This is a genomic window from Rufibacter sp. JT20002 (assembly GCF_056491185.1).
In genome coordinates, this window is sequence record NZ_JBSZJY010000001.1 from 998,485 (window position 1) to 1,024,517 (window position 26,033).

At 52.0% G+C, this 26,033-nt stretch carries 19 protein-coding genes; 7 read left to right on the top strand and 12 right to left on the bottom strand.

What is annotated here, in order from left to right; all coding sequences use genetic code 11:
* Positions 1-16: 16 nt before the first annotated feature.
* Positions 17-889, bottom strand: a complete 873-nt coding sequence (locus tag ACW9SV_RS03920; protein ID WP_479555429.1) for a helix-turn-helix domain-containing protein — start codon at positions 887-889, stop codon at positions 17-19.
* 573 nt (positions 890-1,462) lie between these two features.
* On the opposite strand from ACW9SV_RS03920, the gene ACW9SV_RS03925 reads away from it, so the two are divergent.
* The 7 genes from ACW9SV_RS03925 (at position 1,463) to ACW9SV_RS03955 (ending at position 11,595) form a co-directional block, all read left to right on the top strand.
* Positions 1,463-2,626, top strand: coding sequence for a glycoside hydrolase family 26 protein (locus ACW9SV_RS03925; protein WP_479555430.1), 1,164 nt, complete (start codon positions 1,463-1,465; stop codon positions 2,624-2,626).
* A 49-nt stretch (positions 2,627-2,675) separates the two neighbouring features.
* Positions 2,676-4,550, top strand: coding sequence for a sodium:solute symporter family protein (locus tag ACW9SV_RS03930; RefSeq protein ID WP_479555431.1), 1,875 nt, complete (start codon positions 2,676-2,678; stop codon positions 4,548-4,550).
* Between the two features lie 53 nt (positions 4,551-4,603).
* Positions 4,604-5,824, top strand: a complete 1,221-nt coding sequence (locus ACW9SV_RS03935) for a glycoside hydrolase family 130 protein (RefSeq protein WP_479555432.1) — start codon at positions 4,604-4,606, stop codon at positions 5,822-5,824.
* Positions 5,824-7,056 (top strand): AGE family epimerase/isomerase, encoded by a 1,233-nt coding sequence (locus ACW9SV_RS03940; protein WP_479555433.1) that lies wholly within the window; start codon positions 5,824-5,826, stop codon positions 7,054-7,056. Before ACW9SV_RS03935 ends, ACW9SV_RS03940 begins: the two co-directional genes overlap by 1 nt.
* A 310-nt stretch (positions 7,057-7,366) precedes the next feature.
* Positions 7,367-8,620 (top strand): glycoside hydrolase family 27 protein, encoded by a 1,254-nt coding sequence (locus ACW9SV_RS03945; protein WP_479555434.1) that lies wholly within the window; start codon positions 7,367-7,369, stop codon positions 8,618-8,620.
* A 187-nt stretch (positions 8,621-8,807) separates the two neighbouring features.
* Positions 8,808-10,208 (top strand): sialate O-acetylesterase, encoded by a 1,401-nt coding sequence (locus ACW9SV_RS03950; protein WP_479555435.1) that lies wholly within the window; start codon positions 8,808-8,810, stop codon positions 10,206-10,208.
* Positions 10,209-10,281: 73 nt separating this feature from the next.
* A complete protein-coding gene (locus ACW9SV_RS03955; protein WP_479555436.1) occupies positions 10,282-11,595 on the top strand; it encodes a glycoside hydrolase 5 family protein in 1,314 nt (437 codons plus the stop codon).
* A gap of 89 nt (positions 11,596-11,684) precedes the next feature.
* Here ACW9SV_RS03955 and ACW9SV_RS03960 read toward each other — a convergent pair whose 3' ends face one another.
* The 11 genes from ACW9SV_RS03960 to ACW9SV_RS04010 form a co-directional block, all read right to left on the bottom strand.
* Positions 11,685-12,173 (bottom strand): hypothetical protein, encoded by a 489-nt coding sequence (locus ACW9SV_RS03960; protein WP_479555437.1) that lies wholly within the window; start codon positions 12,171-12,173, stop codon positions 11,685-11,687.
* Positions 12,174-12,424: 251 nt separating this feature from the next.
* Complete coding sequence (locus tag ACW9SV_RS03965) at positions 12,425-13,075, bottom strand: MCP four helix bundle domain-containing protein (RefSeq protein ID WP_479555438.1); 651 nt, start codon at positions 13,073-13,075, stop codon at positions 12,425-12,427.
* A gap of 284 nt (positions 13,076-13,359) precedes the next feature.
* Positions 13,360-14,103: an SDR family oxidoreductase gene (locus ACW9SV_RS03970; RefSeq protein ID WP_479555439.1), complete on the bottom strand. Its 744-nt coding sequence runs from the start codon at positions 14,101-14,103 to the stop codon at positions 13,360-13,362.
* Between the two features lie 171 nt (positions 14,104-14,274).
* Entirely contained in the window at positions 14,275-17,697 is a 3,423-nt protein-coding gene (locus tag ACW9SV_RS03975) for an amidohydrolase family protein (RefSeq protein ID WP_479555440.1), read from the bottom strand.
* A gap of 863 nt (positions 17,698-18,560) precedes the next feature.
* Positions 18,561-19,532, bottom strand: a complete 972-nt coding sequence (locus ACW9SV_RS03980) for a sugar phosphate isomerase/epimerase family protein (RefSeq protein WP_479555441.1) — start codon at positions 19,530-19,532, stop codon at positions 18,561-18,563.
* A 51-nt stretch (positions 19,533-19,583) separates the two neighbouring features.
* A complete protein-coding gene (locus tag ACW9SV_RS03985; RefSeq protein ID WP_479555442.1) occupies positions 19,584-20,471 on the bottom strand; it encodes a hydroxypyruvate isomerase family protein in 888 nt (295 codons plus the stop codon).
* Positions 20,472-20,501: 30 nt separating this feature from the next.
* Entirely contained in the window at positions 20,502-21,179 is a 678-nt protein-coding gene (locus tag ACW9SV_RS03990) for a 3-keto-disaccharide hydrolase (RefSeq protein ID WP_479555443.1), read from the bottom strand.
* Between the two features lie 73 nt (positions 21,180-21,252).
* Complete coding sequence (locus tag ACW9SV_RS03995) at positions 21,253-21,717, bottom strand: c-type cytochrome (protein WP_479555444.1); 465 nt, start codon at positions 21,715-21,717, stop codon at positions 21,253-21,255.
* A 271-nt stretch (positions 21,718-21,988) separates the two neighbouring features.
* Positions 21,989-22,552: a gluconate 2-dehydrogenase subunit 3 family protein gene (locus ACW9SV_RS04000; protein ID WP_479555445.1), complete on the bottom strand. Its 564-nt coding sequence runs from the start codon at positions 22,550-22,552 to the stop codon at positions 21,989-21,991.
* A gap of 105 nt (positions 22,553-22,657) precedes the next feature.
* A complete protein-coding gene (locus ACW9SV_RS04005) occupies positions 22,658-24,124 on the bottom strand; it encodes a Gfo/Idh/MocA family protein (RefSeq protein ID WP_479555446.1) in 1,467 nt (488 codons plus the stop codon).
* Between the two features lie 38 nt (positions 24,125-24,162).
* Entirely contained in the window at positions 24,163-25,842 is a 1,680-nt protein-coding gene (locus ACW9SV_RS04010; protein WP_479555447.1) for a GMC oxidoreductase, read from the bottom strand.
* Between the last annotated feature and the right edge of the window lie 191 nt (positions 25,843-26,033).

Sequence of the window (26,033 nt, forward strand, 5' to 3'; positions counted from 1 at the left end):
AAACCCTAGGCGACACTTATATAAACACCCTTGAACCAGAGTAGTTTTGCCGGAATTCCTTGGGAGTACACCCGTTCTTGCGCCGGAAAATGCGGTTAAAGTAAGACAGGTTGTTGAAACCGCACTTGAAAGAAACCTCTGAGATAGTCTCGGTAGTGTCAATGAGCATACGTGAGGCGTGTCCCAGCCTGATCTCGTTCAAGCTTTCGATAAAGGTCTTTCCAGTGCGTTTTTTGATAAAGCGGCTAAAAGAAACCTCGGGCATGTTGACCACCTTGGCGACATCGGCCAGAGAAACCTCTTTGTCATAGTGGGTCTGCATGTACTCAAAGGCCTTCTCAATTCTCCTGGAATAATAGTTGAATTGGTCTGAGGTGAAGGTGCTGTTAGAGAGGGTCCGCATGTTGCGGGAAATGGACAAGTCATGCAGAATGGAGATCAACTCCAGCACTGAGTCAAAACCGCCCTTTTGGGTCAATTGCTCCAGACGCGGCCTAAAGGATTCCTTGATCTCGCGGGAGAAAGAAATGCCTTTACTGGCTCGTTCCAGCAAGGCTTTGATGAAACTGAGCTGGTTCCGGCGCAGAAACTTCTCATCCAATAAATCGCGGTGGAACTGGATGGTGATTTCCACAATCTCCTTGCTTTTGCACTGGTGCGTAAACCAACCATGGGGCAGGTTACTGCCCACCAGCACCAACTCTAGATCGTCAATAATCTCCACGTGGTCTCCCACTACCCGTTTGGCACCGGCGGCATTGTAGATGAAATTCAATTCAAAGTCTTCATGATAATGGAGCGGAAAGTTGAATTCCTCCTTCACCCTTGAGAACAGAGTAAAGCAATCATTTTGAGTTAGAGGGGTAATCTCACGGTAAATGGCACTCATAGCAGTAGAATTACTGTGTCAAGTTACACAATTTGATCTGAACTCATCAACCATTGGTTAAAAAAATACTAGTCAGCTGCTCAACCCTTTGTTCATAATATACATTTCAACCGATCATTTTAGCAAGAACAAGTTCTTATAACTCTTCTTATTTTCTTCTGCTTTCAACTTCTACCTGGTGAAATAACCTCTATTTTGTAAGCAGTTTTTATAAAAACTATAAAAAACACCTTTACAAGGCCAAGATTTCTATTTCTTAAAAATAGCGGTTAAAAGCTAAAAAAGTAGGTTGGTTTTAATGATAAAGAACAACACATCTAGATTCCATCAAATAAACGATAAAATAGTATTACACCTTCGCTTAAAAACTACCTAGTTTTGTATTGTAGGGGAACACCCTGTCTGCTTTCTTGGAAAGAACGGAGAAGTAGAGGCATAATGCTTCTTCTCTCTGCCTTTGCTTTTCTTGAAAGCACTACCTAACAGGACATACCTCAACCCAATCCCCCCTTTTACCCAAGTGGTGGCAAACACATCTAACCTTAGTTTTAGATCACTTACCCAGCAGAACCTATGACTAGAATCTTACTGGCAGCACTCCTTCTGGTATTTACCCACCTTTCCTCCCTTGGGCAGACGTTACAACCCATCAACAAGAAAGCTACCCAGGAAACCAGAAACCTGTATGCCAACCTGAAACGCCTCTCGCAGAAGGGCATCATGTTCGGTCATCAGGATGCTTTGGCGTATGGGGTGGGTTGGAAATATGAGCCCGGCCGATCAGACGTGAAGGAAGTGGTGGGCGAGTACCCGGCGGTAGTGGGTTGGGAACTAGGCCACCTGGAACTAGACAAACCCATGAACTTGGACAGCGTTCCGTTCCAGAAAATGAAGGAATATGCGCAGGAAGTATACGCCAAAGGCGGCCTAAACACCTTTAGCTGGCACCTGAACAACCCGGTTGATCCCTCTAAAACCAGCTGGGACACGGCAGACTCTACCATTCAGCATCTCTTTAAAGACAAGAAAGCCATGAAACGCTACAAGTCCTGGTTAGATGGCCTAGCTGGTTTCATGAAAAGCCTGAAAGGCCCAAATGGCGAGTTAATTCCGGTGGTCTTCCGCCCGCTGCATGAGCACACCGGCAGTTGGTTCTGGTGGGGTCGCAAGCATTGCTCGCCAGAAGAATACAAGCAGATGTGGCGCTTCACCGTGGATTATCTGCGCAAGAAGAAAGCCAACAACCTGCTGTTCGCCTACTCCACCGATCGGTTCACCTCCCGCGAGGATTACCTGGAGCGTTACCCCGGCGATGACTACGTTGACATTGTGGGTTTTGACATCTATCACCGCCCGCCCGCCAACGCAGACCAGACGCAACTTGCCCAGTCTAACCAGAATTTCGTCAAGGAAACCCGCCAGATGGTAGAAACCCTGCGTCAGATCGGGCAGGACAAAAACAAGGTCTGGACCCTCAGCGAGACCGGCCTAGAAACCTTACCCGTGGCCGACTGGTGGACGAACGTGCTTGCCCCTATTGTGAAAGACGCCGGTCTGTCTTATGTCATGGTGTGGCGCAACGCCAGAACAGACCATTTTTATGCCCCATATCCCGGCCAGAAATCGGCCGATAATTTCAAGGCCTTTTACCAAAATCCCAAGGTATTCTTTATCAACAAGGTGAAGCAAGAGAACCTGTACGCACCAGTTCAGCAAGACAAACAGGCTGCTAAATAAAAAGAAGGCACGGTCACCTCCTACAACCAACTAACATCAAACAAACCTCATGAAGTTAACAGCACTTGACGTAGGTATCATCCTCCTCTATCTGGTATCGGTAGCGGCCATCGGGTTGATTTTGCAGAAGAGAGCCAAGGCCAACAAAGAAGCTTATTTGCTAGGCGGTAACACCTTGCCTTGGTATGCGCTAGGCCTTTCCAACGCCTCGGGCATGTTTGACATCTCAGGCACCATGTGGATGGTGATGCTGGGCTTTGTCTACGGCCTCAAAAGCATCTGGATTCCGTGGCTGTGGCCGTCCTTCAACCAGATCTTCTTGATGATGTTCCTGGCCGCCTGGCTGCGCCGCTCTAACGTGACGACCGGTGCCGAGTGGATGCTCACCCGCTTCGGGCGCGGCAAAGACTCAAACAAATCACACGCCATTGTGGTGGTGTTTGCCTTACTCAGCTGCATGGGTTTCCTGGCGTATGGTTTCATTGGGTTGGGTAAGTTCGTGGAGATTTTCGTGCCGTGGTCTGTAGTGCAGCCGTACCTGCCTTTTACTGTTCCGGCTGAGTATGTGCCTCATTTCTACGGCATGTTGTTCACCTTCTTCGCGGTGTTCTATTCTATTTTAGGTGGTATGGCTAGTATTGTGTGGGCAGATGTACTCCAATATGTAATCATGACCGCCGCGGCGGTGGCCATTGCAATTTTGGCCATGAACAACCTGGACGTTGCCCAGCTAAACGTACCGGAAGGTTGGAGAACGCCCTTCTTTGGCGCTACGCTGGATGACCTGAACTGGACCGGCATTATTGACGAGGTGAATGCTAAGATTCAGGCCGATGGCTACTCTTTGTTTGGCATCTTCTTCATGCTGATGGTGTTCAAAGGCGTGCTGGCCAGTTTAGCTGGACCAACGCCTAGCTATGACATGCAGAAAGTGCTTTCGGCTAAGTCTCCGCAGGATGCTGCAAAAATGAGCGGTTTCGTATCAGTGGTGTTGATTCCTACGCGCTACTTGATGATCATAGGGTTCACCGTATTGGCTATCCTTAATTACGACCAACTTAACCTGGAATCTGCGAAGGGGATTGACTTTGAGCGCATTTTGCCGGCTGCCATCCAGAACTTTGCTCCGAGCGGTTTGATGGGCCTGATCCTGGCTGGTTTGTTGGCAGCCTTCATTGGAACCTTCGCGGGCACGCTGAACGCGGCGCAGGCGTATCTGGTGAATGACGTGTACCTGCGATATGTGAACCCAAAAGCCAGCAACACAACCGTGAACAGCATCAACTATCTTACAGGGGTAGTCGTGGTGTTGGTGAGTATGGTACTAGGCTTGTTCGCCAAAGATGTGAACAGCCTGCTGCAGTGGATCGTGGCCGGTCTATACGGAGGCTACATCTCGGCCAACGTGCTCAAGTGGTACTGGTGGCGCTTCAACGGTAGCGGTTTCTTCTGGGGCATGCTGGCCGGTATTATCCCGGCGCTCGTTTTCCCTTACTTTACCGAAGGCCTGGACCTATATTATTTCCCGTACCTACTGCTCATCTCCCTGGCGGGTAGCATCATCGGCACCTACCTGGCTCCGCCTACCGACATGGAAACCCTGAAAGGCTTCTACCGCAACGTGCGTCCGTGGGGTTTCTGGGGACCAGTGGCCCAGGAAGTAAAGGCCGAGAACCCCTCTTTTGTGGAAAACAAGAACTTCTGGCTGGACATGTTCAACGTGCTCATTGGGATAGTTGGCCAGATGGCACTCACCCTCCTTCCCATCTACCTGGTACTGGGCATGCACACCGAAATGCTGGTTGTGCTTGGGATCATCCTGGTAGTGGGAGTTATCCTCAAGAAAACCTGGTGGGACCGGCTTGACCACGACGGCGACAGCGTGGCCTCGGCTTTAAAACGAAAATTAGTTTCTCTATCATAAGTAATCAGCGGCACCACACACGCCGCACGTTTAACCCTTTACCCTTATTTCTCATGGAAAACACCTTCCAGAAAAGACAGCAAGCGCTTGAGCAGTTCCATTCTTCTTTGATCACCAGAAAGAATGAGAAGCAGCCTCTTGGCAACGGCATCTATGACAAATATAAATTCCCGGTTTTAACCAGTCAGCACGCCCCTATCGCCTGGCGTTATGACCTGAACCCAGAAACCAACCCGTACTTCATGGAGCGCATCGGCGTGAACGCGGCCTTTAATGCCGGTGCCATCAAGCTCAATGGCAAATACCTAATGGTAGTGCGGGTGGAGGGAAATGACCGCAAGTCTTTCTTCGCGGTGGCCGAGAGCCCCAACGGAATTGACAATTTCCAGTTCTGGGATAGACCCATCACCATGCCCGAGACCGAGGACCCAGACATCAACGTGTATGACATGCGCGTGATTCAGCACGAGGACGGCTGGATTTATGGCCTGTTCTGCACCGAGCGCAAAGACCCGACTGCCCCCGAAGGCGACCAGTCGTCGGCCACCGCTCAGTGCGGCATTGCCCGTACCCGCGACCTGAAAACCTGGGAAAGATTACCTGACCTGAAAACCACCTCCCCGCAGCAGCGCAACGTTGTGTTGCACCCGGAGTTCGTGAACGGCAAATACGCGCTGTACACCCGTCCGCAAGACAGTTTCATTGAGGCAGGTAGCCGCGGCGGGATTGGTTGGGGCCTGACTGACTCCATGGAGAACGCCGTGGTGGACGAGGAACTCATCGTGGACCCCAAGACCTACCACACCGTGTACGAGGTGAAGAACGGCCAGGGACCCGCCCCTATCAAAACCGAGAAAGGCTGGCTGCACATGGCCCACGGCGTGCGGAACACCGCCGCCGGCCTGCGCTACGTGCTGTACATGTTCCTGACCGACCTGCAAGACCCTTCCAAGGTGATTGCCAAGCCCGGCGGGTACTTCATTGCCCCTGAGGGCGAAGAGCGCGTGGGGGACGTATCCAACGTTGTGTTCGCCAATGGCTGGATTGTGGACGAAGACGGCACCGTGTTCATCTACTACGCTTCTTCAGATACCAGAATGCACGTGGCTACTTCCACTGTAGATCAACTTCTGGACTACGTGTTGAACACCCCGGCCGATGGGCTCCGTTCTGCTGCCTCCGTGGAGCAGATCAACCTGCTGGTGGACAAAAACAAAGCCTACATCCAAGGCAAGAAGCAAGTATTGGCTCCTGAGTTAAACGGCGCAAGTTAATGGTCTCTGCTTCCGATACCTCTTTCGTGCACCAGCTATCAAGTTACCAGCAGGAGATGGAAACCGAGCTGGAGAGAATCCTGGCGTTCTGGACCGAGAAAACCCTCGATCACCAGAACGGCGGCTTCGTGGGGCAGATCGACAACACCGGCAAAGTAAACCCGGAAGCACCCAAGGGCAGCATCCTGAACGCCCGGATCCTGTGGACGTTCTCCGCGGCGTACCGGCATACTAGAAAAGAAGAGTACCTCACCATTGCCACCAGGGCCTTTGAGTACCTGACTGACTCCTTCCTGGATACCGCCCACGGCGGTATCTACTGGATGGTGGACGCGAAGGGCCAACCCCTGAACACCCGCAAGCAGATCTACGCGCTAGCCTTCACCATCTACGGCATGAGCGAGTACCACCTGGCCACGCAAAACGAGAAGGCCCTAGAGGTGAGCCAAGAACTTTTCGGCTGGATTGAGAAAAACAGCTTCGATCCGGAGCACGGCGGCTACCTGGAGGCCTTCAGCCAGACGGGCGAACTGCTGGAGGACCTGCGCCTGAGCGAGAAGGATCGCAACGACCCCAAGACCATGAATACGCACCTGCATATTCTGGAGGCTTACGCCAACCTGTACCGCGCTTGGCCAGACCCACAGTTAGGCAATCAGCTAAGAGGCCTGCTTCAAGTGTTTCTGCAGAAGATAGTGGATACCGCCACCGGCCACATGAAGCTATTTTTCTCCCATGACTGGACCTCTTCGGCCAACCTGGTTTCCTACGGCCATGACATTGAAGCCTCCTGGCTTTTGCAGGAAGCCGCTGAGGTACTGGGCGACCAGGCGCTTCTGGCAGAGGTAAAAGAAGTAGCCCTCACCATGGCCAACGCCACCGCCGATGCCCTACTGCCGGACGGTAGCCTGTACCATGAGCTCAACGTGGACGAGAACCACTACGACAAACACCGCGAGTGGTGGGTGAGCGCCGAGGCGATGGTGGGCTTTTTCAATGCGTATGAGCTGACCGGCTCAGAGGATTTTCTGCGGCGGTCTCTGAACTCCTGGAGATTCGCCCAAACCTACTTCCTGGATCTGGTGGAAGGTGAATGGCACTGGGGCGTGAACGACGACTACAGCTTGATGTCAAAAGAAGACAAGGTTGGTTTCTGGAAATGCCCTTACCACAACGCCCGGGCCTGCTTGGAGATCATCCATCGGTGCCAGAAAGAACTGAATCACAGCTAAGCAACCGGACCAGGTTTACAGCCTGATTTTACAAAAAGGACTTAGAACTGTCTACTTGATTTTCAAGTGGTTTTTAGGAAAAGAGCCTTAAAACAATATCGCTATTTACCTAAGCAAGCAACCGTTGATACTCTGTACTTTTTCATCCTGAAAGGAGTTTGTGGGCGAACTGAATAGTTTTTTAAAACTTCAAACTGCTATTCGCAACCAAAGTCCTTTCAGGATGAAAAAGAATAAGGCACCAGAATTTTAGCCTTTGTCTCTACAACGTACCCATACACTCCCCCCTTACCTAATCCCTCAAACAAACATGAAAAAATTATTGCTCTCTTTAGCGGCCCTCACCCTTTCCTTTTCGGCCTTTAGCCAGGGAAATAACTATGCCCAGAACTATAAGAAGTTTGAAGGCCTGGCCATGACCCCGCCCATGGGTTGGAACAGCTGGAACAAATTTGCCTGCAACGTAGACGAGAAACTCATTCGGGAAACTGCCGATGCCATGGTGAGTTCCGGCATGAAAGCCGCCGGCTATGAATACATCAACATTGACGACTGCTGGCATGGTGACCGCGACAGCCTGGGTTTCATCCATCCAGATCCAAAGCGCTTCCCTTCTGGCATGAAAGCCTTGGCTGATTACGTGCATTCCAAAGGTTTGAAACTGGGTATCTACTCTGATGCCGGTTCCCAGACTTGTGGCGGTCGTCCGGGCAGCCGCGGCTATGAGTTCCAGGATGCGCAGCAATACGCCAAATGGGGCATTGATTACCTCAAGTACGATTGGTGCAACACCGAAGGCCTGAAAGCCGAAGGCGCTTACAAAACCATTGCTGCTGCCTTACAAAAAGCCGGTCGCCCTGTAGTCCTGAGCATCTGCGAGTGGGGCAACGACAAGCCGTGGGAATGGGGCCCAACCGTAGGGCACCTGTGGAGAACCACCGGCGACATCTACAACTGCTTTGACTGCGTGGAAGACCACGGCACATGGAAGTCTTGGGGCGTAATGCAGATTCTGGACAAACAGGAAGGCCTTCGTCAGTACGCCGGCCCAGGCCACTGGAACGACCCAGACATGATGGAGGTAGGTAACGGCATGGCCATGAACCAGGACCGCGCGCACTTCACCATGTGGAGCATGCTGGCCGCTCCGCTGATTGCCGGGAACGACCTCCGCAAAATGAGCAAGGAAACCGTGTCTATCTTAACTGACAAAGAAGCCATTGCCGTGAACCAGGACAAACTGGGCATCCAAGGATTTAAGTATGCGTCTAAAGACAGTCTGGAAACTTGGTTGAAACCACTGGATGGTGATAAGTGGGCCGTGGTGTTCCTTAACCGCAGCAAAGCCGCCCAGAAAGTAAGCTTTGATTGGAAAAACACTCCAATTGTGGATGACTTGTCCAAGCGGGAACTGAACGCCGGCAAAACCACCTACAAAATACGTAACGTGTGGACCAAGAAAGAGCAGGGTAACACCAAGAAGACGTTCTCTGCTACCGTGCCGGCCCAGGATGTGATCATGCTGGTACTTTCTGGTGACAAGGCCAAAGTAGCTGGCAAGTAAAAGTTTCTCCCTGTTTACAAATCCCGTGGCAGCGTTTGGGCCTTGTTTTTCAAAAATCAGGCCTCAAACGCTGTTTCAGCTTCACTTTGTTTTCAGATTAGAAATACATTGAATAAATTCTTCTGGCAACAGATAGACCCACCGGTTAATCAAACTTGAAACAGATCATCCTCATTCATTTCTCTGTATGAAACTCAGAACATTTTTCAGACTACTTGCCCTTATGGTGATGAGTGGTGCCGCTACCTCGGCGGGCGCGGTCTCACTGCCGGCCATCATAGGCAACCACATGGTGTTGCAACGCAACGCCGAGGTCACCATCTGGGGCTGGGGCAAAACTGGCGAGGAAGTTACCGTCACCGGCAGTTGGGACAACAAACCCGTGAAAGTCAAAACCAACAACCTGGCCCAATGGTCGGTGAAACTGCAGACCTCGGGCGTCAGCGGTCCCCAAACCGTAACCGTGAAAGGCTATAACACCATTGTGCTGGAAGACGTGCTGCTGGGTGAGGTCTGGTTATGTTCGGGTCAGTCTAACATGGAATGGAGCGCCAACGCCGGCATAGACAACGCCGAGCAGCACGTAGCAGAGGCCAACTACCCTTCCATCCGTTTCTTCCAGGTGGGCCATCGCACCGCCGATGCACCTCAAATGGACGTGCAAGGCCAGTGGGTAGTATGCACCCCCGAGACCATGAAACACTTCAGCGCCATCGGGTACTTCTTTGGACGCGAGATTCACCAGAACCTGAAAGTGCCTGTGGGTTTGATCAACAGCAGCTGGGGAGGCACGCCTGCCGAGGTCTGGCTAAGCGCCAACGCCATTTCCGCGAACCCCGTGCTGGCCGATGCCGCCGCCAAGCGCAAAGAAGTGGAATGGGGCCCGGTACAGCCGGCCAAAGCCTACAACGCCATGATCGCGCCGCTCATCCCCTTCCGTCTGGCCGGTGCCCTCTGGTACCAGGGCGAGTCCAACGTGGATGCACCTGAGGTTTACGCCCAAATGTTGCCCGCCCTCATCCAGGATTGGCGCTCTGCCTGGAAGCAAAATTTCCCGTTCTATTACGTACAGATTGCGCCTTACAAATACGGCGGGGCCGAAGAATGGCCTCGGTTAGCCGAAGCCCAACTGAAAACCTTAAGCGTGCCCAACACCGGCATGGCCGTGATTCATGACGTGGGCAACGTGGACGACATCCACCCCAGAAACAAGCTGCCCGTGGGCAAACGCCTCGCTGCGCTGGCCCTGAACAAAACCTATGGAAAGAAAGACGTGCCTTTCTCCGGCCCCGTGTACCGCCAGATGAAAAAAGAAGGAGACAAGATCCGCCTGTACTTTGACAACGCTGAGCAAGGCTTGGTAGCCAAAGGCAAGGAACTCACCCAATTTGAGATCGCCGGCGAAGACCGGAAGTTTGTGCCAGCTCAAGCTAAAATTGATGGTAAAACGGTGGTGGTGAGCGCCAAAGGCGTAAAGAACCCGGTGGCCGTTCGGCTGGGCTGGAGCAACTCCGCTAACCCTAACCTCTTCAACAAAGCGGGCCTGCCCGCCTCTGGTTTCAGAACCGATAATTGGGTTAAAAAATAACCGCTTAGGCTGTAGGCAACCAATAGTAGCTATCGGTTTAGTGATTGTTGGAGCCTACCAAACGACTTAACAGATGAACAGAATTTATCTCCTACTCGCATTTCTGTGCGCCTCTTGGACCCAAGTTTACGCTCAGAAGACATCTGACTTTGTGAAGACCGACGGCCACATGTTCACCCTTGATGGCAAACCATACTACTATGTGGGCACCAATTACTGGCACGGTGGTCTCTTGGCCTCTAACGGGCAGGGTGGTGACCGCACCCGACTTACCAAGGAGTTGGACATGCTCAAAAAGGCCGGTGTAACCAATCTGCGCATTTTGGCCGGAGCCGAAGGCCCGAACAACCAGCCGTACCGCGTCTCTCCCGGGCTGCAAATGGCACCCGGCGTGTACAATGACACTCTGCTGGCAGGCTTAGACTTCCTGCTTGCCGAGATGGCTAAGCGCGACATGAAAGCGGTGTTGTACCTGAACAATGCCTGGGAATGGTCGGGCGGTTTTAGCCAGTATGTGAACTGGAACACCAAGGTGCCTATCCCTTACGCCTTGGCCAACAACAATGATTGGGCGAGTTTCATGAAGTACTCCGGACAGTTCCACCAGTGCGATCCTTGCAAGCAGCAGTTTGCTGACCACATCAAATTTATGCTGAGCCGCACGAACCAGTTCACTAACAAGAAGTACACCGAGGACCCCACCATCATGTCCTGGCAAATCGCGAACGAGCCCCGAGCCTTCTCTATGGCCAACGTTCCGGCTTATGACATATGGATTAAGAGCACTGCTGCGTTGATCAAGTCCTTGGACAAAAATCACCTGGTATCTACCGGTTCCGAAGGTTCTCACGGCTCTGAAGGTTCCATGGAGGTGTTCAAACAAGTGCACACTGACCCCAATATTGACTACTTCACTATGCACATCTGGCCACGCAACTGGGGCTGGCTGGACAGCAAGAACATTGCGGGCACGCTGGATTCTGCCATTGTGAAGACAAACCAATACATGGATCGCCACATCGCGTTTGCGCGGGAGCAGAAGAAACCTATTGTGATGGAGGAATTTGGTCTACAACGGGACAACAATGAGTTCAGCCCTTCCGCCAAAACCACGTTTCGGGATCGATATTACCAAAATGCCTTTGAACGGGTGCTTTCCAGCGCTAAAGAAAAAGGCGCCTTAGCCGGGGCTAATTTCTGGGCTTTCAATGGAACTGCCCGGCCTCACCCTACCCGCCACTTCTGGAAACCTGGCGATGACCTCATGGGCGACCCACCCCAGGAAGAGCAAGGCCTCTATGGCGTCTTCGATACTGATAGCACAATGCCGCTCATTGCCAAATACACGAAAGCAGTTTCTAAAGCCAGCAAGAGAAAACGGAGATAAAACACCCTCCTACCAGTTCATCGCTTAGATTAATCCTAAAAAAACTCAATCACAAAAAAGCCCAGCTGGTAACTGGGCTTTTTTTCATGCTATTTCTTCAAAGGAGCTCCGACCGGAATACTGCAGTCATGACCGGGTTGCCCGTGCGGAGGGTTCAGGCCTTTTGCGGTAGAGATAGGAGGTCCTGAAGGTAAAACAGGTGCAGGTGGCAGAGCCGTTGGGGTAGCACTTGAAGTAGAGGCAGCCCCTGGTGTTGAGTTCAAAGGCGCACCTACTTGAATATCGCACCGGTGGCCGGGTTGCCCGTGGGGTGGGTTTAGCCCAGCCGCCACCGTTGGTTGGGAAGTTGGCACCGTTGTACTAGTTGCCGAAGGTTGAGCCGCTGGAGCGGTTTGCACCGCGGCCGCAGATGGGTTAACCACAGAGGGCGGAGTCGTCGCCACGCTGGAGGAACTTACCGGCAGAGCGGTTTCCTGAGTAGGGGCTGTTTGGGTCACCGGCTTGTCAGCGCTTTTAGAGCACGCCGTAAAGCAAAACAAAGTAGTGGCCAACACAATTGGCATCGAATTTTTCATCATCTAAGTAGTAAAGGAACGTGCCACCTCAAGAGGCAGCACGTAACAAATATCACGTTTATTTTAGGGGTATTTTCTTAGTCAGCGACCTTTCCTTTGGTTAGGCAGTGTTAGGAAGAATACGATTTAAGTTTTACCCTTTTGTTACAAGTGAAATATAACAGAATAATCTGGATCCACCTTTCAGCAAACCCATAATTGCTTTTCAATCTTCCTAGCACCTGCTCATAGGCATAATCCGGCTTGGGCACGCTTTAGTTCATCATAGGATTCTGCGGGAACTTGCTGAGCTTTGATTTGGAGGCAAAAACCAGCATCTGGATCATCACACCTATGGCAATAACCACAATCAGCTCAAATTGGGTAAGGATAGCAGAACCGGCAATGATCTGTTTTGACTGCTCGTTCAGTCGCTTTCCTTCGGCTACCTGAATTTGAGACAACTGGTTCAGATGCGCAGAGGCGCCTTCATAGTGGGTATCCAGCAGAGTTTTGACCTTCTCTACGTTCTGGTGGTTGGCCGCCTGAAGCAGTAACTGGTTTTCTAATCCTCTTACTTTAGACAGGTTTTGCTTAAAAGACCTGAAATACGCCGCCTCGTCTTTGGTGAGCTGCGTTTTTCCATACGCTATCAAAAGCCCTGAGATAGCCGCGTTGTTCTGCTTCAGCTTCTCCGGCAGTACGGTGAAGTTCTGGGCATGGACGCCCTCATCTATCATCATCTTCTTCTGATACAAATGCCCCGATAGTTGGTAAATGTAACTCTCTACCAGTAACCGGTCTTCGTACACCGCCGCGAACGAGGTTCCCAGCTTGGTCACGTTCTTACTATCCATCATATTCTTGGCAAGCACCAACACCAGCACGATGGCCAGAAGCAGGGCAGCCTTTGTCTTATGCCTCACACTATATACCCATTTCATCTTAGTAGAAAATAAAGGATTGAAAAAAACAAGGCCGGGAAAAGCACTTACGTAAAATTGGGTTTTAGACGTTCTCTTCAAAGAAAGGAAACGGGCTTCCCCCTACTTTGAAGATACAACATTTTATCCTTAAAAACCAGCCCCTTACCTTTTGCTTTGCCACACGCTCTGGCATTGGATATGCATCAAAAAAACGAATAAGATGAGGCAAAAGTATAATCGCTATTTAGGGGCCGGTTTCCTGAAAACAGCCCCTAAACAGAAGTTTACGCCCACCTGGAATTCATCTCCAGAAAGAAGGCGTCGTTCTCTTCGCGGGAGGCTTTTCTTCTAACCTCTGAGGTTCCAAACCCCACCTCCAATTCACCGTTGTCAATGCGCTGCATCACCGAGTCGGCGAACTCATTCAACGGCGCCCCGAAGGTATGCAGACCCGCTCCGCCCAGATCGGTGTTCACGGCGGGCGGCACAATCTCAATCACCTCCACACTGGTCTTAGAAAGCAGGTAGCGCAACGACATAGTAAAGGAATGCAGGGCCGCTTTGGTGGCGCAATACACCGGCGCAAAAACACCCGGCGTAAACGCCAGCCCCGAGGTCACGTTAATGAAAGCGGCCGTGGGCTGCTGCCGAAAATGCTTCACGAACAGGTTGCACAGGTGGATGGGCGCCTCCAGGTTGATGGCTATCTCCTGCTGGGTTTGGCTCCATTCTTCCTGGTCTTCCACAATGTTGACCCGGCGCTGGATACCGGCGTTGTTCACCAGCACATTTAACCCCGGGAACTCGGCGGTAGTCCATTCCAGCAAAGCGATGCGGTCGGCCTCACGGGAAACGTCACAGGCAATGGTGTGAATCTCGGGGTACTGAGCTTTTACCTCGTTGAGTTTATCGGCTCGGCGGCCGCAGATGATGACAGTGCTGCCGGCTTTGAGAAAGCGTTCGGCAATGGCAAGGCCAATCCCGGAACCTCCTCCGGTGACCAGTACGGTATTTCCAGCTAATTTCATTTCTAAGTTGTGATGGTTATAAGATGAACTTGTTTTACTTCTCCATCATGACAGAAGTTCTATCATCTCATATTTGATTCTGTTTAAAGCCCGATTTTGCAAAAACAGCCTCCAAACAAGAAGGCCTCTCCTGCAATGCAAGAGAGGCCTTTCTAACGTATGCTTCAGAGATTATTCCTGAATACCTGGTACGCCCAGCGGAAGTGCGCTGTGCCAGTCAAAGTCTGGGGCTTTCTTCTTGGTTGGGGCCAGTTCATCTAAGGTGTTGGCATCGTACAAACGGCCGTTACGCATCACGTACTTGATGGTATTGGTGTTCCGGATGTTCTCCAACGGGTTCTGGTCCATGATCACCAGATCCGCCAGTTTACCGTTCTGGATAGAGCCTAAATCACCGTCCAAGCCTAAAGATTTCGCGCCTAGAATGGTGGCTACTTTCAGGGCATCCAGGTTCTTCATACCACCTGACTGGATAGACCAAAGCTCCCAGTGGTAGCCCAAGCCTTGCAGCTGTCCGTGGGAACCCACACCAGCCAGACCGCCGTCTTTCACCAGGCTGTTCACAAACTGCGCGTGCTTGTCAAAGATGTGCTCTTCTTTCATGAACCAACCTGGTCTGCGGCGCGATTTCTCATCCAGCTCCACTTTAGGCGTGAAGTAGTTCAGTTTCTTGTCGCCAGACAGGTTCTCAGTGGCATAGTAGTAGTTCTCGGCCCAAGGTCCGCCGTAGGCTACCAACAGGGTTGGCGTGTAAGCGATCTGCGACTTAGACACAAACTCCAGCACGTCTTTGTACAGCGGATAAATCGGGTACGAGTGCTCGTGGCCTGGGTAGCCGTCCAGCACTTCGGTGAGGTTCAGTTTAAAGTCCAGACCGCCTTCCGTGGTTGGCATCAGGCCTTGCTCTTTGGCCGCCATGATGATCCACTGCCGGTGCTGGCGGTTGCCCACCATGTACATTTTGATGGTTTTGGTGTTGTAGTAGTCTGAGTACTGTTTCAGCACGCTCTTGGCATGATCCAGGCTCTTCAGGTTGTATGACCAGTAACCCACACCTGGGCCGGTAGAGTACACACGCGGCCCGATCATCTTGCCGGTTTCCACCATGTCAGCGTAGGTCAATACGTCGGTAGTGGCGGTCTGTGGGTCACGGGTAGTGGTGACACCGTAGGCCAGGTTAGCGGCATAGATCCATACCTGATTGGAGTGCACGCCCCAACGTGGCCACATGTGCGCGTGGGTGTCTATGAAGCCTGGGGTAATGGTTTTGCCTTTCACGTCCATCACGGTGGCGTTCTGCGGAACAGATAACGTACCGGAAGCACCTACGGCTTTGATGCGGTTGTCCTGGATCAGGATGTCACCATTTTCAATCACTTCATCGCCGTTCATGGTAATAATGCGGGCTCCTTTCAACAGGATGTTTCCGGTTGGGATGTCACGCGGCACGGTGATGGCAATTCTGGTTTCCACCGGCTTGTAGCCTTCAATCTTCACGGCTTCTTTGGCGCCGGTGCTGTCTTTTTTGGCTTCGGTGGCAGGCTTGGCGTCTTTCTTCAGTTCCTCAGCAGCTTCCATTTCGCGTTTTTTCGCGAAAGCGGCGTCCAAATTATAAGCAAAGAACGCGTTACCGATAGACCAGTACACGCTCTTGCCATCGGCAGACCAGCTTGGGAATTGACCGCCAATGTCAGTGAGTTTCCAGGACGGGAACTGCGAGCTGGCTACGTCTGCCACGGAGATGGTCGGCGTTTCGCCGCCCACAAACGGGATAGTCACCACGTAGATTTCGTTGTTGATCAGGGCCAGGGCTTTGTCACCTTTAGGGGCTTTGATCACCGTGGTAGCAGTAGAAGCCTGCATTTGCGGCTCGCGCTCGTTTATGTGCGTGTTGTGGCTCATTTCTTCCTCCAGCATATCGGCAAACGATCCGAAGGTAGTGATCCCTTTCACCTTCACGTAAGGCTTCTTATCAGTACCATCCCAGCGGATGGAAATCAATCCATCTGAGGAGCTGTACAGGTGGATGCGGTCATCACCTTGCACGAAGTGCGGGTTCGCGCCCAGGTTAGCTTTGGTCACAAACGTGCTGGGGCCGCCTTTAGACGAGATCCAGTTGATGGTTTGGCGGGAGTCGAACGCACCCGGACCAGCCGATTCGCGGTAGGTCTGCGCAGAGCCTTTCACGAACACAATCTTGTCTCCTTTAGGCGACCATACCGGCTCCTGGAAAACCGAGTTCTCCTGGCTCAGTTTCACTGGTTTCGCTTTGCCGTTGGCCACCACCTTGTAAATAGCGCCACCGGTTTTCTCATGCCAAGTCACAAACACCAGCTCCTTGCCGTCTGGCGACCAAGCCGGTTGCGCCTCGGTGAAATCATTGGTGGTCACCCGTTTCGGGGTGCCGTTGGGGTAATCCGTGATGTACAATCTGTCCAGCGCAGTGAAGGCCAGACGCTTGCCATCCGGTGACATAGCCGCATCGCGGATCTGCGTCACCTTCATGGTTTTGTCATCGTTGATGGGGTACTTGAACTCCAGTTTAGGTCCGATGGCGATTTTGGTATTTACCTCAAACGGAATTTCCTTGGCTTGGCCGCCATTTACCGGAATACGATAGATCTTACCGCCGTAAGACGCCACCAACTCTTTGCTGTCCGGCGTGAACGACATGGCTGGCAATACTCCCAGCGGCGCTACTGATTCCTGCTCATCACGCTGTACCGGATAGGCCAGCCACTTCTCATCCCCTGATTTCAGGTTCTGCACAATGAGGCCGGTTTGGTTGTTGTGGCGGGTTCCGTAGACCAACATGGTGCCGTCTGGTGACAAAGTTGGCGAGAACGCCGAGCCGTAGCGCGAAGTTCTGGTATCAGTCTCGCCGGTTTCTCTATCCAACGTGGCTAGTTGGTACTGCGGTAATTGCGCGTTGTAGTTCCAACCACCGGTGCGGCGGGCATACCAGATATAGCGCGGGTCTTTGCCGAAGGCCGGCTCCACCGTTTTCAGGGTCTCGGGCGTTTTAATCAACTGCGTTCCGCTGCCGCTGTCTTTGTGGTACAGGTGCAGTTTCAGATTACGACGGCCTTGCGACACCACCAGGTACTCGCCATCGGGTGTCCACTCGGCGGCCTGGAAGTTCTCGTTTTTGCTTTTGCTGATCTGGCGGGTTTTCTTCGTAAGCAGGTCCATGACCCACACGTTATCGTTTCCGTCGCGGTCAGACAAAAACACAATGGATTTACCGTCTGGGCTGAAACGCGGCTGCACGTCCAGGGCCATGCCCTCGGTCAGCTGCTCGGCTTTGCCCCCGGCCATAGGTAGCAAATACAAATCGCCCAGCATGCTGAAGATGAGCTGTCCGCCGGCCGGGTGCACGTCCAAGGCGAGCCAGGAGCCTTCCTTCGTGTCGATGTCAATGGTGCGGCCCGCCTCTAAGGGCAGGTCTTTCTTTTCTTCTTTTTTGGGGCTGTCTTTCTTTGCCGGGGCAGGTGCGTTCTGGGCCATTGACGGCTCCACGAACAGCCCCAAGGTGCAAAGCAGCAACACGGGTTTCCTCCAGCCAGACATATGGTTGGTAAAAAACTGCTTCATAATAAAGGGGTTAGTGGGTGATAGTTTGGGATTTGTGAAGATAAGGATTGTTTTGATAGGTTGCTGAGGTTCACTTGGGTAAAAGTGTTTTAGGGGTGTTTTGGAAGAAGTGCAACAGAATCTGCTTTGATGTTCTTACATCGCACTTGATTGCCTTTCCTTTTTTAGGCTTCCTTTTCTGAAAACGCTTGCAAAGCGCACGGTTCCCCTTTGAAAGGGATAGAGGGATGACTTCTTCTGCTGATTTTTCTTTTCTCTTTCCTGGTTCAAGTTTTCAACTTGGATCTATAATGGTCTGCAGTTTGCAACTGTAGTGAGGCGTAAGCCTCAAACCTGTATTTTGGCAGTTACCTCCCACTCCATTCTTACTCAGCCTCAAGCGCTTGTTCCTCCGTTTGGAGGTTTGTCATTTTTCTCCTTGATGAGAAAAGTAACCAAAAGAATCAAGAAGAAAAGAAACTCGCTGACGCTCAAACAGTCTTTTCTTCATCAATGGTGACACCCCGCTGCCGTCCTCTGTTTCATAGTTCACGCAGGCTACTGCTATTTGAACTGTTTAAGCATGCGGCGGGGCGGGGTTCGGCCTCACTGTAGGCCTTCACCCCGTCTCGCCGCAGGTAAACTGCAACAGTTTACCTTTACCCAGTCTGCTCTTCCCTTATCTTTATTTCATGGTTCAAGTCTGCGACTTGGACCCAAAATGACCTGAAGTTTGCAACTTCAGTGAGGCGAGAGCCTCAATCCGGGTTTGTATATGAAATATGGAAGAACCATAAAACTCAACCCAAACCCTTGAACGCAATTCGGGCCTGCTTTTTCCAAAGCAGGCCCGAATTGGTGATGGCAAATATGTGTTAAGCTACTTACGCGAGCAGGGTGTTTTTCACGTAGTCGCGGCTTTGCTTGATGCTTTGGAACGGATCCATGCCGGCGGCGAAGTTTTCCTGCTCCACGAAGATGCGGTCCACGCCAGAAGTCTGGGCCTGAGCGAAGATGGCTTTGTAGTCCATGGTGCCGCTACCGATCTCGGTGTTCAGGTCTGGTTTGGTTTTGTCCATGTCTTTCACGTGCCACATCACAAAACGGCCTTTGTGTTGGTTGAACATGTCTACGGGTTTGCGGCCGGCTTTTTCCATCCAGAACAAATCAGCCTCGAAGCTTACCAAGGCAGGATCGGTTTCCTTGAGCAGGATGTCGTAGCCGGTGGTGTTGCCGTACTGCTTAAATTCGAAATCGTGGTTGTGGTACGCCAGTTTCAGACCGGAGGCTTTGCAGAGTTCGGCCGCTTTGTTCACTTTCTCTGCGATGTTCTTGTAGGCATCGGCGCTGTTACGCAGTTCTTCGCCCAGATACGGCACGGTGATGTATTTTTGACCTACAATGTTTCCGGCCTCAATGTAGCGCTTTACAATGTCGGTGTTGCCGTCTTTCATGTACTGGCCAAACTCATAGTGTCCGCTGGTAGAAACCAGGTTGTTGGCTTGCAACAGTTCCTTGAAAGCAGCGGGCTGAAGACCCCAGTAGCCTTTGTCTACGGAATAGCCGTAGGTTTCCACATCGTTGTAGCCGGCTTGCGCCACTTTGCCAATCACGCCTTTAGGGTCATTGGGAAGAAGCTCCCGCAGGGTGTACAACTGGATACCGATGTCACTGATACGGGCATTTCCGGACCCTGTGCTGGTGCTAGCCGAATTGGCAGTTGAACCTTCAGCAGTGGAAGCGGTGCTGCCGGCGTTTTGGTTGGAAGAATCACAGGAAGTAAGCAGCGAAGGAGCGAATGCCACTCCCGCCGATAGTAAACCGAGCTTCTGTAAAAAAGATCTTCTGTTGTTCATTTCGTTTTAGGGTATGTAAACGGTTTGTTTGTTTGTTTGAAAGAAAAGGCCTCAGACGTCGCAGATCTGAATAGCTTTTCTCAGTGACGCTAATTTGTCTTTGGCCTGCGGAATGAATTCCTGCGCCACAAAGCCCTCAAAACCGGTAGTTTTAATGGCTTGCAGGATGGCCGGGTAATTGAGTTCCTGCGTATCGTCAATCTCGTGTCGGCCGGGCACGCCGGCGGTATGGTAATGCGCAATGTACTGGTGGTTGTCTCTGATGGTCTGGATCACGTTGCCCTCGTCTACCTGCATGTGGTAGATGTCATACAGCAATTTGAAGTTCTCAGACCCTAGGCGCTTGGCCAGTTCTGCCCCCCAGGCGGTGCGGTCACACATATAGTCTTTGTGGTTCACCTTGCTGTTCAGAAGCTCCATGACCAGCACCACCTTGTGCTTTTCGGCCAGCGGCAACAGCTTTTTCAATCCTTCCACCGAGTTTTTCAACCCTGTTTCATCATCCATGCCGTTGCGGTTCCCGCTGAAGCAGATCAGGTTGGTGTAACCGGCCTTGGCTACCAGCGGAATCATGTCTGAGTAATTCTTCAGGAGGGTGGCGTGGTACTGCGGATGGTTGAACCCTTCAGTTAAGCTAATCTCCGCACCATTGCACATAGTGGAAATCAAGCCGTGTTTCTTGAGGGTTGGCCATTCTTTAGGGCCTACCAAGTCAATACCTTTCAGGCCCATTCCCTTGGCGGCCACGCAAAGTTCTTCTACTGATAAATCATTGAAGCACCAGCGGCACACCGAGTGGTTGATGTTTCCTTTCAAGGAATAAGCGGCTTCTGTTTTTTGCTCGTTTTGGGCAAAACAAGACAAAGACCCGGTAGCGGTAAAGGCTGCGGTAGTGGCCAAAATTCCCTTGATGGCGGTTCTTCTATTCTTATCAGGCATATAACTTCAGGAACAAAATGGAGGTTGCCCTTACAGGCGCTTGATCATGATGTTGCGGTACCACACGTCATCGCCGTGGTCCTGCAACGCGATTTTACCGGACTTGAACGCCCCAAAACCGGCCATGTCTTTGAACTTGCTTCCGGCCACCATCTTTTTCCAGTTATCGTCCCAGAGAGTTGTGGTCACCACTTTCTTCCCGTTCTGAATAATTTGCAACTGGCCCTTGTTACTGATGATTTCTACCTGGTTCCACTCGCCGACGGGTTTCACCGTCTCGGGGCTGCTGGCGATAAGGTCATACAGGTCTCCGGCGCGGTGCTTGTGGATTTTGGCATCGGGGTGGCCGTTGTTGTCCAGTACCTGTACCTCGAGGCCGGTGTTCCAAGTATTTGGGTATTTGGCGGGATCGTCCTGCACAAACAGAATGATTCCGCTGTTGCCGTTGGCTGCTATTTTCCAATCCAGTTTCAGGTGGAAATTGTCAAAGCTTTCCTCCGTCACAATATCCCCGCCGTCACCGGCCTGCCAGTTCTGCTTGTTGGCGGCATCCAGGTGCAGGGTTCCGTCTTCCACTTTCCAGGCTTTGCCCACGGCGGATTGCCCGTAGGTGTGCCAGCCTTTGGTGGTCTTTCCATCAAACAAGGGCTTAAACGAGGACTCAGCAGTTGTGCCCCCAGATTGATTGTTGCCCATGGTAGATTTCATTGAAGAAGACGTGCAGGCGCAAAATGCGGTTAGTGCCAGTAGCGGGAGTAGGTTCCGGAGGGCCATAGGCTTTCTATTTTTTAAGTGACAAGATGTACTGAGCCATTTGCTTCGCCTCGTCTTCGCTCAGGTTAGGGTGCGGCGTCATGGCCACTGGACCCCAAACACCGCTTCCGCCTTTGATGATTTTGCCAGCCAGGTATTCGGTGTCTTTTTCGTTGTTCTCATATTTATCAGCCACTGCCTGGTACGCCGGACCCACCAGTTTCTGGTCTATTCTATGGCAACCGGTACAGTCTGAGCTGGCAATCAATTTTTCTCCTTCGGCGTGTGGGCTCACCCCTGCACCAGCGGTGCGGTCTGTCCCGATGTTCAGGCTGCTGGTATCTGCATCTGACTGGCGGGTAGCGGCACTCATGTTGGCAGCTGAGGATGAATCAGCGCTGGAACTTTCAGTGGCACCTTCATTCGTAGTTGAATTGCTGTTACAGGCTGCAATGAACGCGCAGCAGCTCAGGAAGAGGGAAACTTTTTTCATAGTGGGTACGCGTAATACTATTGGTTATTGGTTAGTAAGGTTTGTGACGCTTTTGAGGTTCTTCATTTTGTTTCTCAGACTGCCAGATGGATTTACTTCTTCAGCGGGAATGGATAGACACCTTCCCGCTTCAGGGCAGATTCCTGAAACATGCCTTAAATATGGCATTTAATCTGGTTATTTTCCCTTGTGTGAGCAAAACTTGCGCAACAAGAGTAGTGCCTTGAGAAAACCCAGTTATTACTAGGTGACATTCGGGTTATTCAACTTCTTAGGTGGCCCAGGCCTTATCTCCTTTTTTGTACGGAATACAGGCTTCAAACTTGCCGGGCACCGGCAGGTAACGTAAGGCTTGCGTTGCCCCAACCTCTGATGTGAAGTAGCCCAGCAAGGTCAACTCCTTCATCATCCGGAAGTAATGGTTAGGTTCTTCCTCCTTTTTGTTCTGCTGATGGGTCTTTTGGTCTTTGTCCAGTTGGTTTAGCAGGGCGGTACGCTCCTGGGCGTTGGCTTCCAGAAACTTTTTATTGAATTTCTTCTTGCTGGCGTCATCCAGTTGCGAGATGCCTTTCAGGAAGATTTGCTGATCTTCTTTGGTGTAAGCGTCCTGAACCATAGTGGCCATGAAGGTCCCAATCTTGGCCGCTTTCGCGCCCGGGCTATCGGTGGTGGGGATAATCGTGTCTCCTACCTCGTCTAAAAACGCTACTTGGTCTTGGTCAAACAGCTTGTTGACTTTGGGGGAATTGCTGGTGCAGGAAACCAGAAACTCAGCCCCAATCATGGTACCACCCATGAGCCAGCCAATGGCAGCGATTGCTTCTCTTCTATTCATTCGTAAAAGGTTCTAAGAACTTCTATTTCTTTCTGTAAGGGGTGCCGCTTTGGGTTTCTAGCCTCATTTTGATTAAACAAGGCAGAAACCCAACGCTGATTTAGATTAAGCACCCAAGGTCCAACCGGCGCGGTAATCGCGTTTCACAAATTGGTTAACCTCGTCAAAATTGGTGATGCGCATGTTCTGGTTGTCCCAAAGCAGCTTTACCCCACGGCCCGGATAGTCAAACCCGTTGCCGGCAGCATTGGGCTTGCGTACGTCTATCCCTCTGATGGCGAGGTTCGCCATGAGCAAGGCCTCGGTGAGCGGACCCGCGATCTCAAATGGGGAGCTTACCTCCATTTTGCCGTGTCCGGCGATGCAGGCCTCTACCCACTGGGCGTAATGTCCTTCGGCCCCGCCCGGTACTCTGGCTAATTGGTGCTTGGGTTTTACATTAAAGGTGCGAGATGTAGGCAGTAGCCGCGGATCTGCGCCGTACGTGCTGCACATCATCTTGCCTTTGGTGCCCACGAAGAGCGTTCCGTTGCCGCCATCACCAAATACCTCATTGGCTCCCAGTTCCTCAGGACGCTCGGGCTGAATACCACCATCCATCCAGTGCAGAGTTACCGGACCATTGGTTTTATCGGTCTTCGGGAAGGTTAAGGTTACGTGGCTGGATGGTGGGCAGCTTTCTGGGAAGTAGCCGCGCTTGAACTCGTCTACATACACGCTGCCTACGCTAGCCTGTACATCGGTGGCATAGGTTAAATCCAGTACCCTGAACGGGGCTTCAATCAGGTGGCAGCCCATATCGCCTAGGGCGCCGGTACCGTAATCCCACCAGCCGCGCCAATTGAAAGGCACCAGTTTGTTCACGTAATCTTTATAAGGAGCGGTTCCTAACCACAGATCCCAATCCAAGCCTTGAGGCACCTCGGCTTTGGTAGCGGGCCACTGAATGCCTTGTGGCCAAACGGGTCGGTTGGTCCAGCTATAGATGGTGTGCACCTTGCCTATAGCCCCTGAATTGTACCACTCGCGCATCTGACGCACGCCGTCACCGGAGGCACCCTGGTTACCCATTTGCGTGACTACCTTGTAGCGTTTGGCAGCATCGGTAAGCATGCGGGCTTCATAGATGTCGTGCGTGAGCGGTTTCTGCACATAGACGTGCTTGCCCAACTGCATCGCGGCCAGGGTAGTGATGGCGTGGTTATGGTCTGGCGTAGAAACCGAAACGGCGTCAAAGTTCTTTGACTCTTTGTCAAACATTTCGCGCCAGTCTTTGTAGTACTTGGCTTTGGGGAACCGTTGCCGTGAGGTGGCGGCGCGGGCATCATCTACATCGCAGAGGAAGCCAATATCGGCTTTGCCGCTGTCATAAAAACTCTTGATGTCGCTTTCGCCTTTGCCGCCTACGCCTACGGCCGCAATTATTAAGCGGTCACTGGGGGCGGTGTAGCCTTTGCCGCCCAGCACGTAGCGGGGCACAATCATGAACCCGGCAGCGGCCAGAGCTCCGGTTTTCAGGAACTGCCGGCGGGTGCTGTCCTGGGGAGCGGGTTTCTTTTCTTCGTCAGCCATAAAGTTGGAGGAATTGCTTTTGGTTTGGGGGAAAGATATTAAATGTTCATTTTTTTCAACTCGCTTACGGCATGGTCTACCGCCCGAGCGGTCAAGGCCATATAGGTGAGTGACGGATTCTGGCAACCTGCCGAGGTCATGGCGGCCCCATCGGTAACGTACACGTTGGGCGCGTCCCACACTTGATTGAACTGGTTCAGCACGGAGGATTTAGGATCACGGCCCATGCGGGCGGTGCCCATCTCGTGGATTCCTTGGCCCATGGCGTACCCGGCATCATAGGCTTCCACGTTTTTCAGGCCGGCAATTTCCAGCATTTCCTTCGCATCGTTGGCCATGTCCTGGCGCATTTTGTGCTCGTTTTCCTTAATCTCGCAGGAAATGTCCAGTACCGGCAAACCCCACTTGTCTTTCTTGTCTTTGGACAGCTTAACCATGTTCTCGTGGTACGGCAGCGTCTCCCCGAAACCAGTAAGACCCATGTTCCACGCACCGGGCTCGGTCATGGCTTCCTTCAACTGAGCACCAATTCCCAGTTCCGCGATCTCGCGGCCCCAACCTGTGCGGCTGGCGCTACCCTGGTACCCGAAGCCCCGGAGGTAGTCGCGCTTTTCCCCGTTCAAGTTCCGGAACCGCGGGATATAGATGCCGTTAGGCCGGCGGCCATAATAATATTTGTCTTCGTGCCCTTCTACCTCGCCTTTAGCTCCGGCCCGGAAGTGGTGGTCCATGAGGTTGTGGCCTAACTGCCCGCTGCTGCTGCCCAGACCGCCTTCCCACACATCCGTCGCGGAGTTCATCAGTATCCAGGTAGAGTTGAGGGTAGAAGCGTTCAGGAACACCACTTTGGCCAGGTACTCATAGGTCTGGTTTGTTTCCGCATCCAGCACCTCTACCCCCCTGGCTTTCTTCGTGTCCTTATCATACAGAATCTTGGTCACAATGGAGTACGGCCGAAGTGTTAAGTTACCAGTGGCCATGGCCGCGGGCAGCGTGGAAGACTGGGTGCTGAAGTACGCGCCAAACGGGCAACCCAGCCGGCATTTGTTGCGGTACTGGCAGTTAGTGCGGTTATGGTGCGCTGAGGTAAGGTTGGCCGTGCGGCCGATGATCAGGTGCCGATTTCCTTTATAATGTGTCTTAAGGCGGGCGGCCACGTCTTTCTCCACGCAGTTCAGCTCCATGGGCGGCAGGAACTCGCCGTCTGGCAGATGCGGGATGTTATCTTTAGACCCGCTGATGCCCGCAAACTTTTCTACGTGGCTGTACCAGGGCGCCAGGTCTTTGTAGCGGATGGGCCAATCCACGGCAATGCCGTCTTTGGCGTTGGCTTCAAAATCAAGGTCACTCAGGCGGTAACTCTGGCGTCCCCACATGAGGGAACGGCCTCCTACGTGATAGCCGCGGTACCAGTCAAAGCGCTTGCTTTCTATGTAAGGGCTCTCTTTTTCGTTTACCCAATAGTCTAAGGTGTCTTCGCTGAGCACGTAATCACGCTTGAGCACCGGGTAATTCTCAATCATTTCCTGCGTGCGGCCTCCGCGGTGCGGCAACTCCCACGGGTGCTTGTTGGCGTTGACGTAGTCTTTGACGTGTTCAATGTTTTTGCCCCGCTCCAGCAGGATGGTTTTCAGTCCTTTTTCAGTCAATTCTTTGGCGGCCCAGCCACCAGAAATTCCAGATCCAATGACAATGGCATCGTAGGTATTATCGGCCATAAAGAAGGTTGTTTGCTTTGTTAGGTGTTGGGGGTTTAGATTTTTTGGTAAAGGAAAAGATAAGGCAATGACAACTACTTCACCTTTCCCAAGCTACTTGTTAAAATAGTATCAACAAAACGGCATTTTAATAATAAAATTTAAATTCTGGAAAAGCAATTCCCATTTTGCTTACTAGGGCAAAAAGTAGG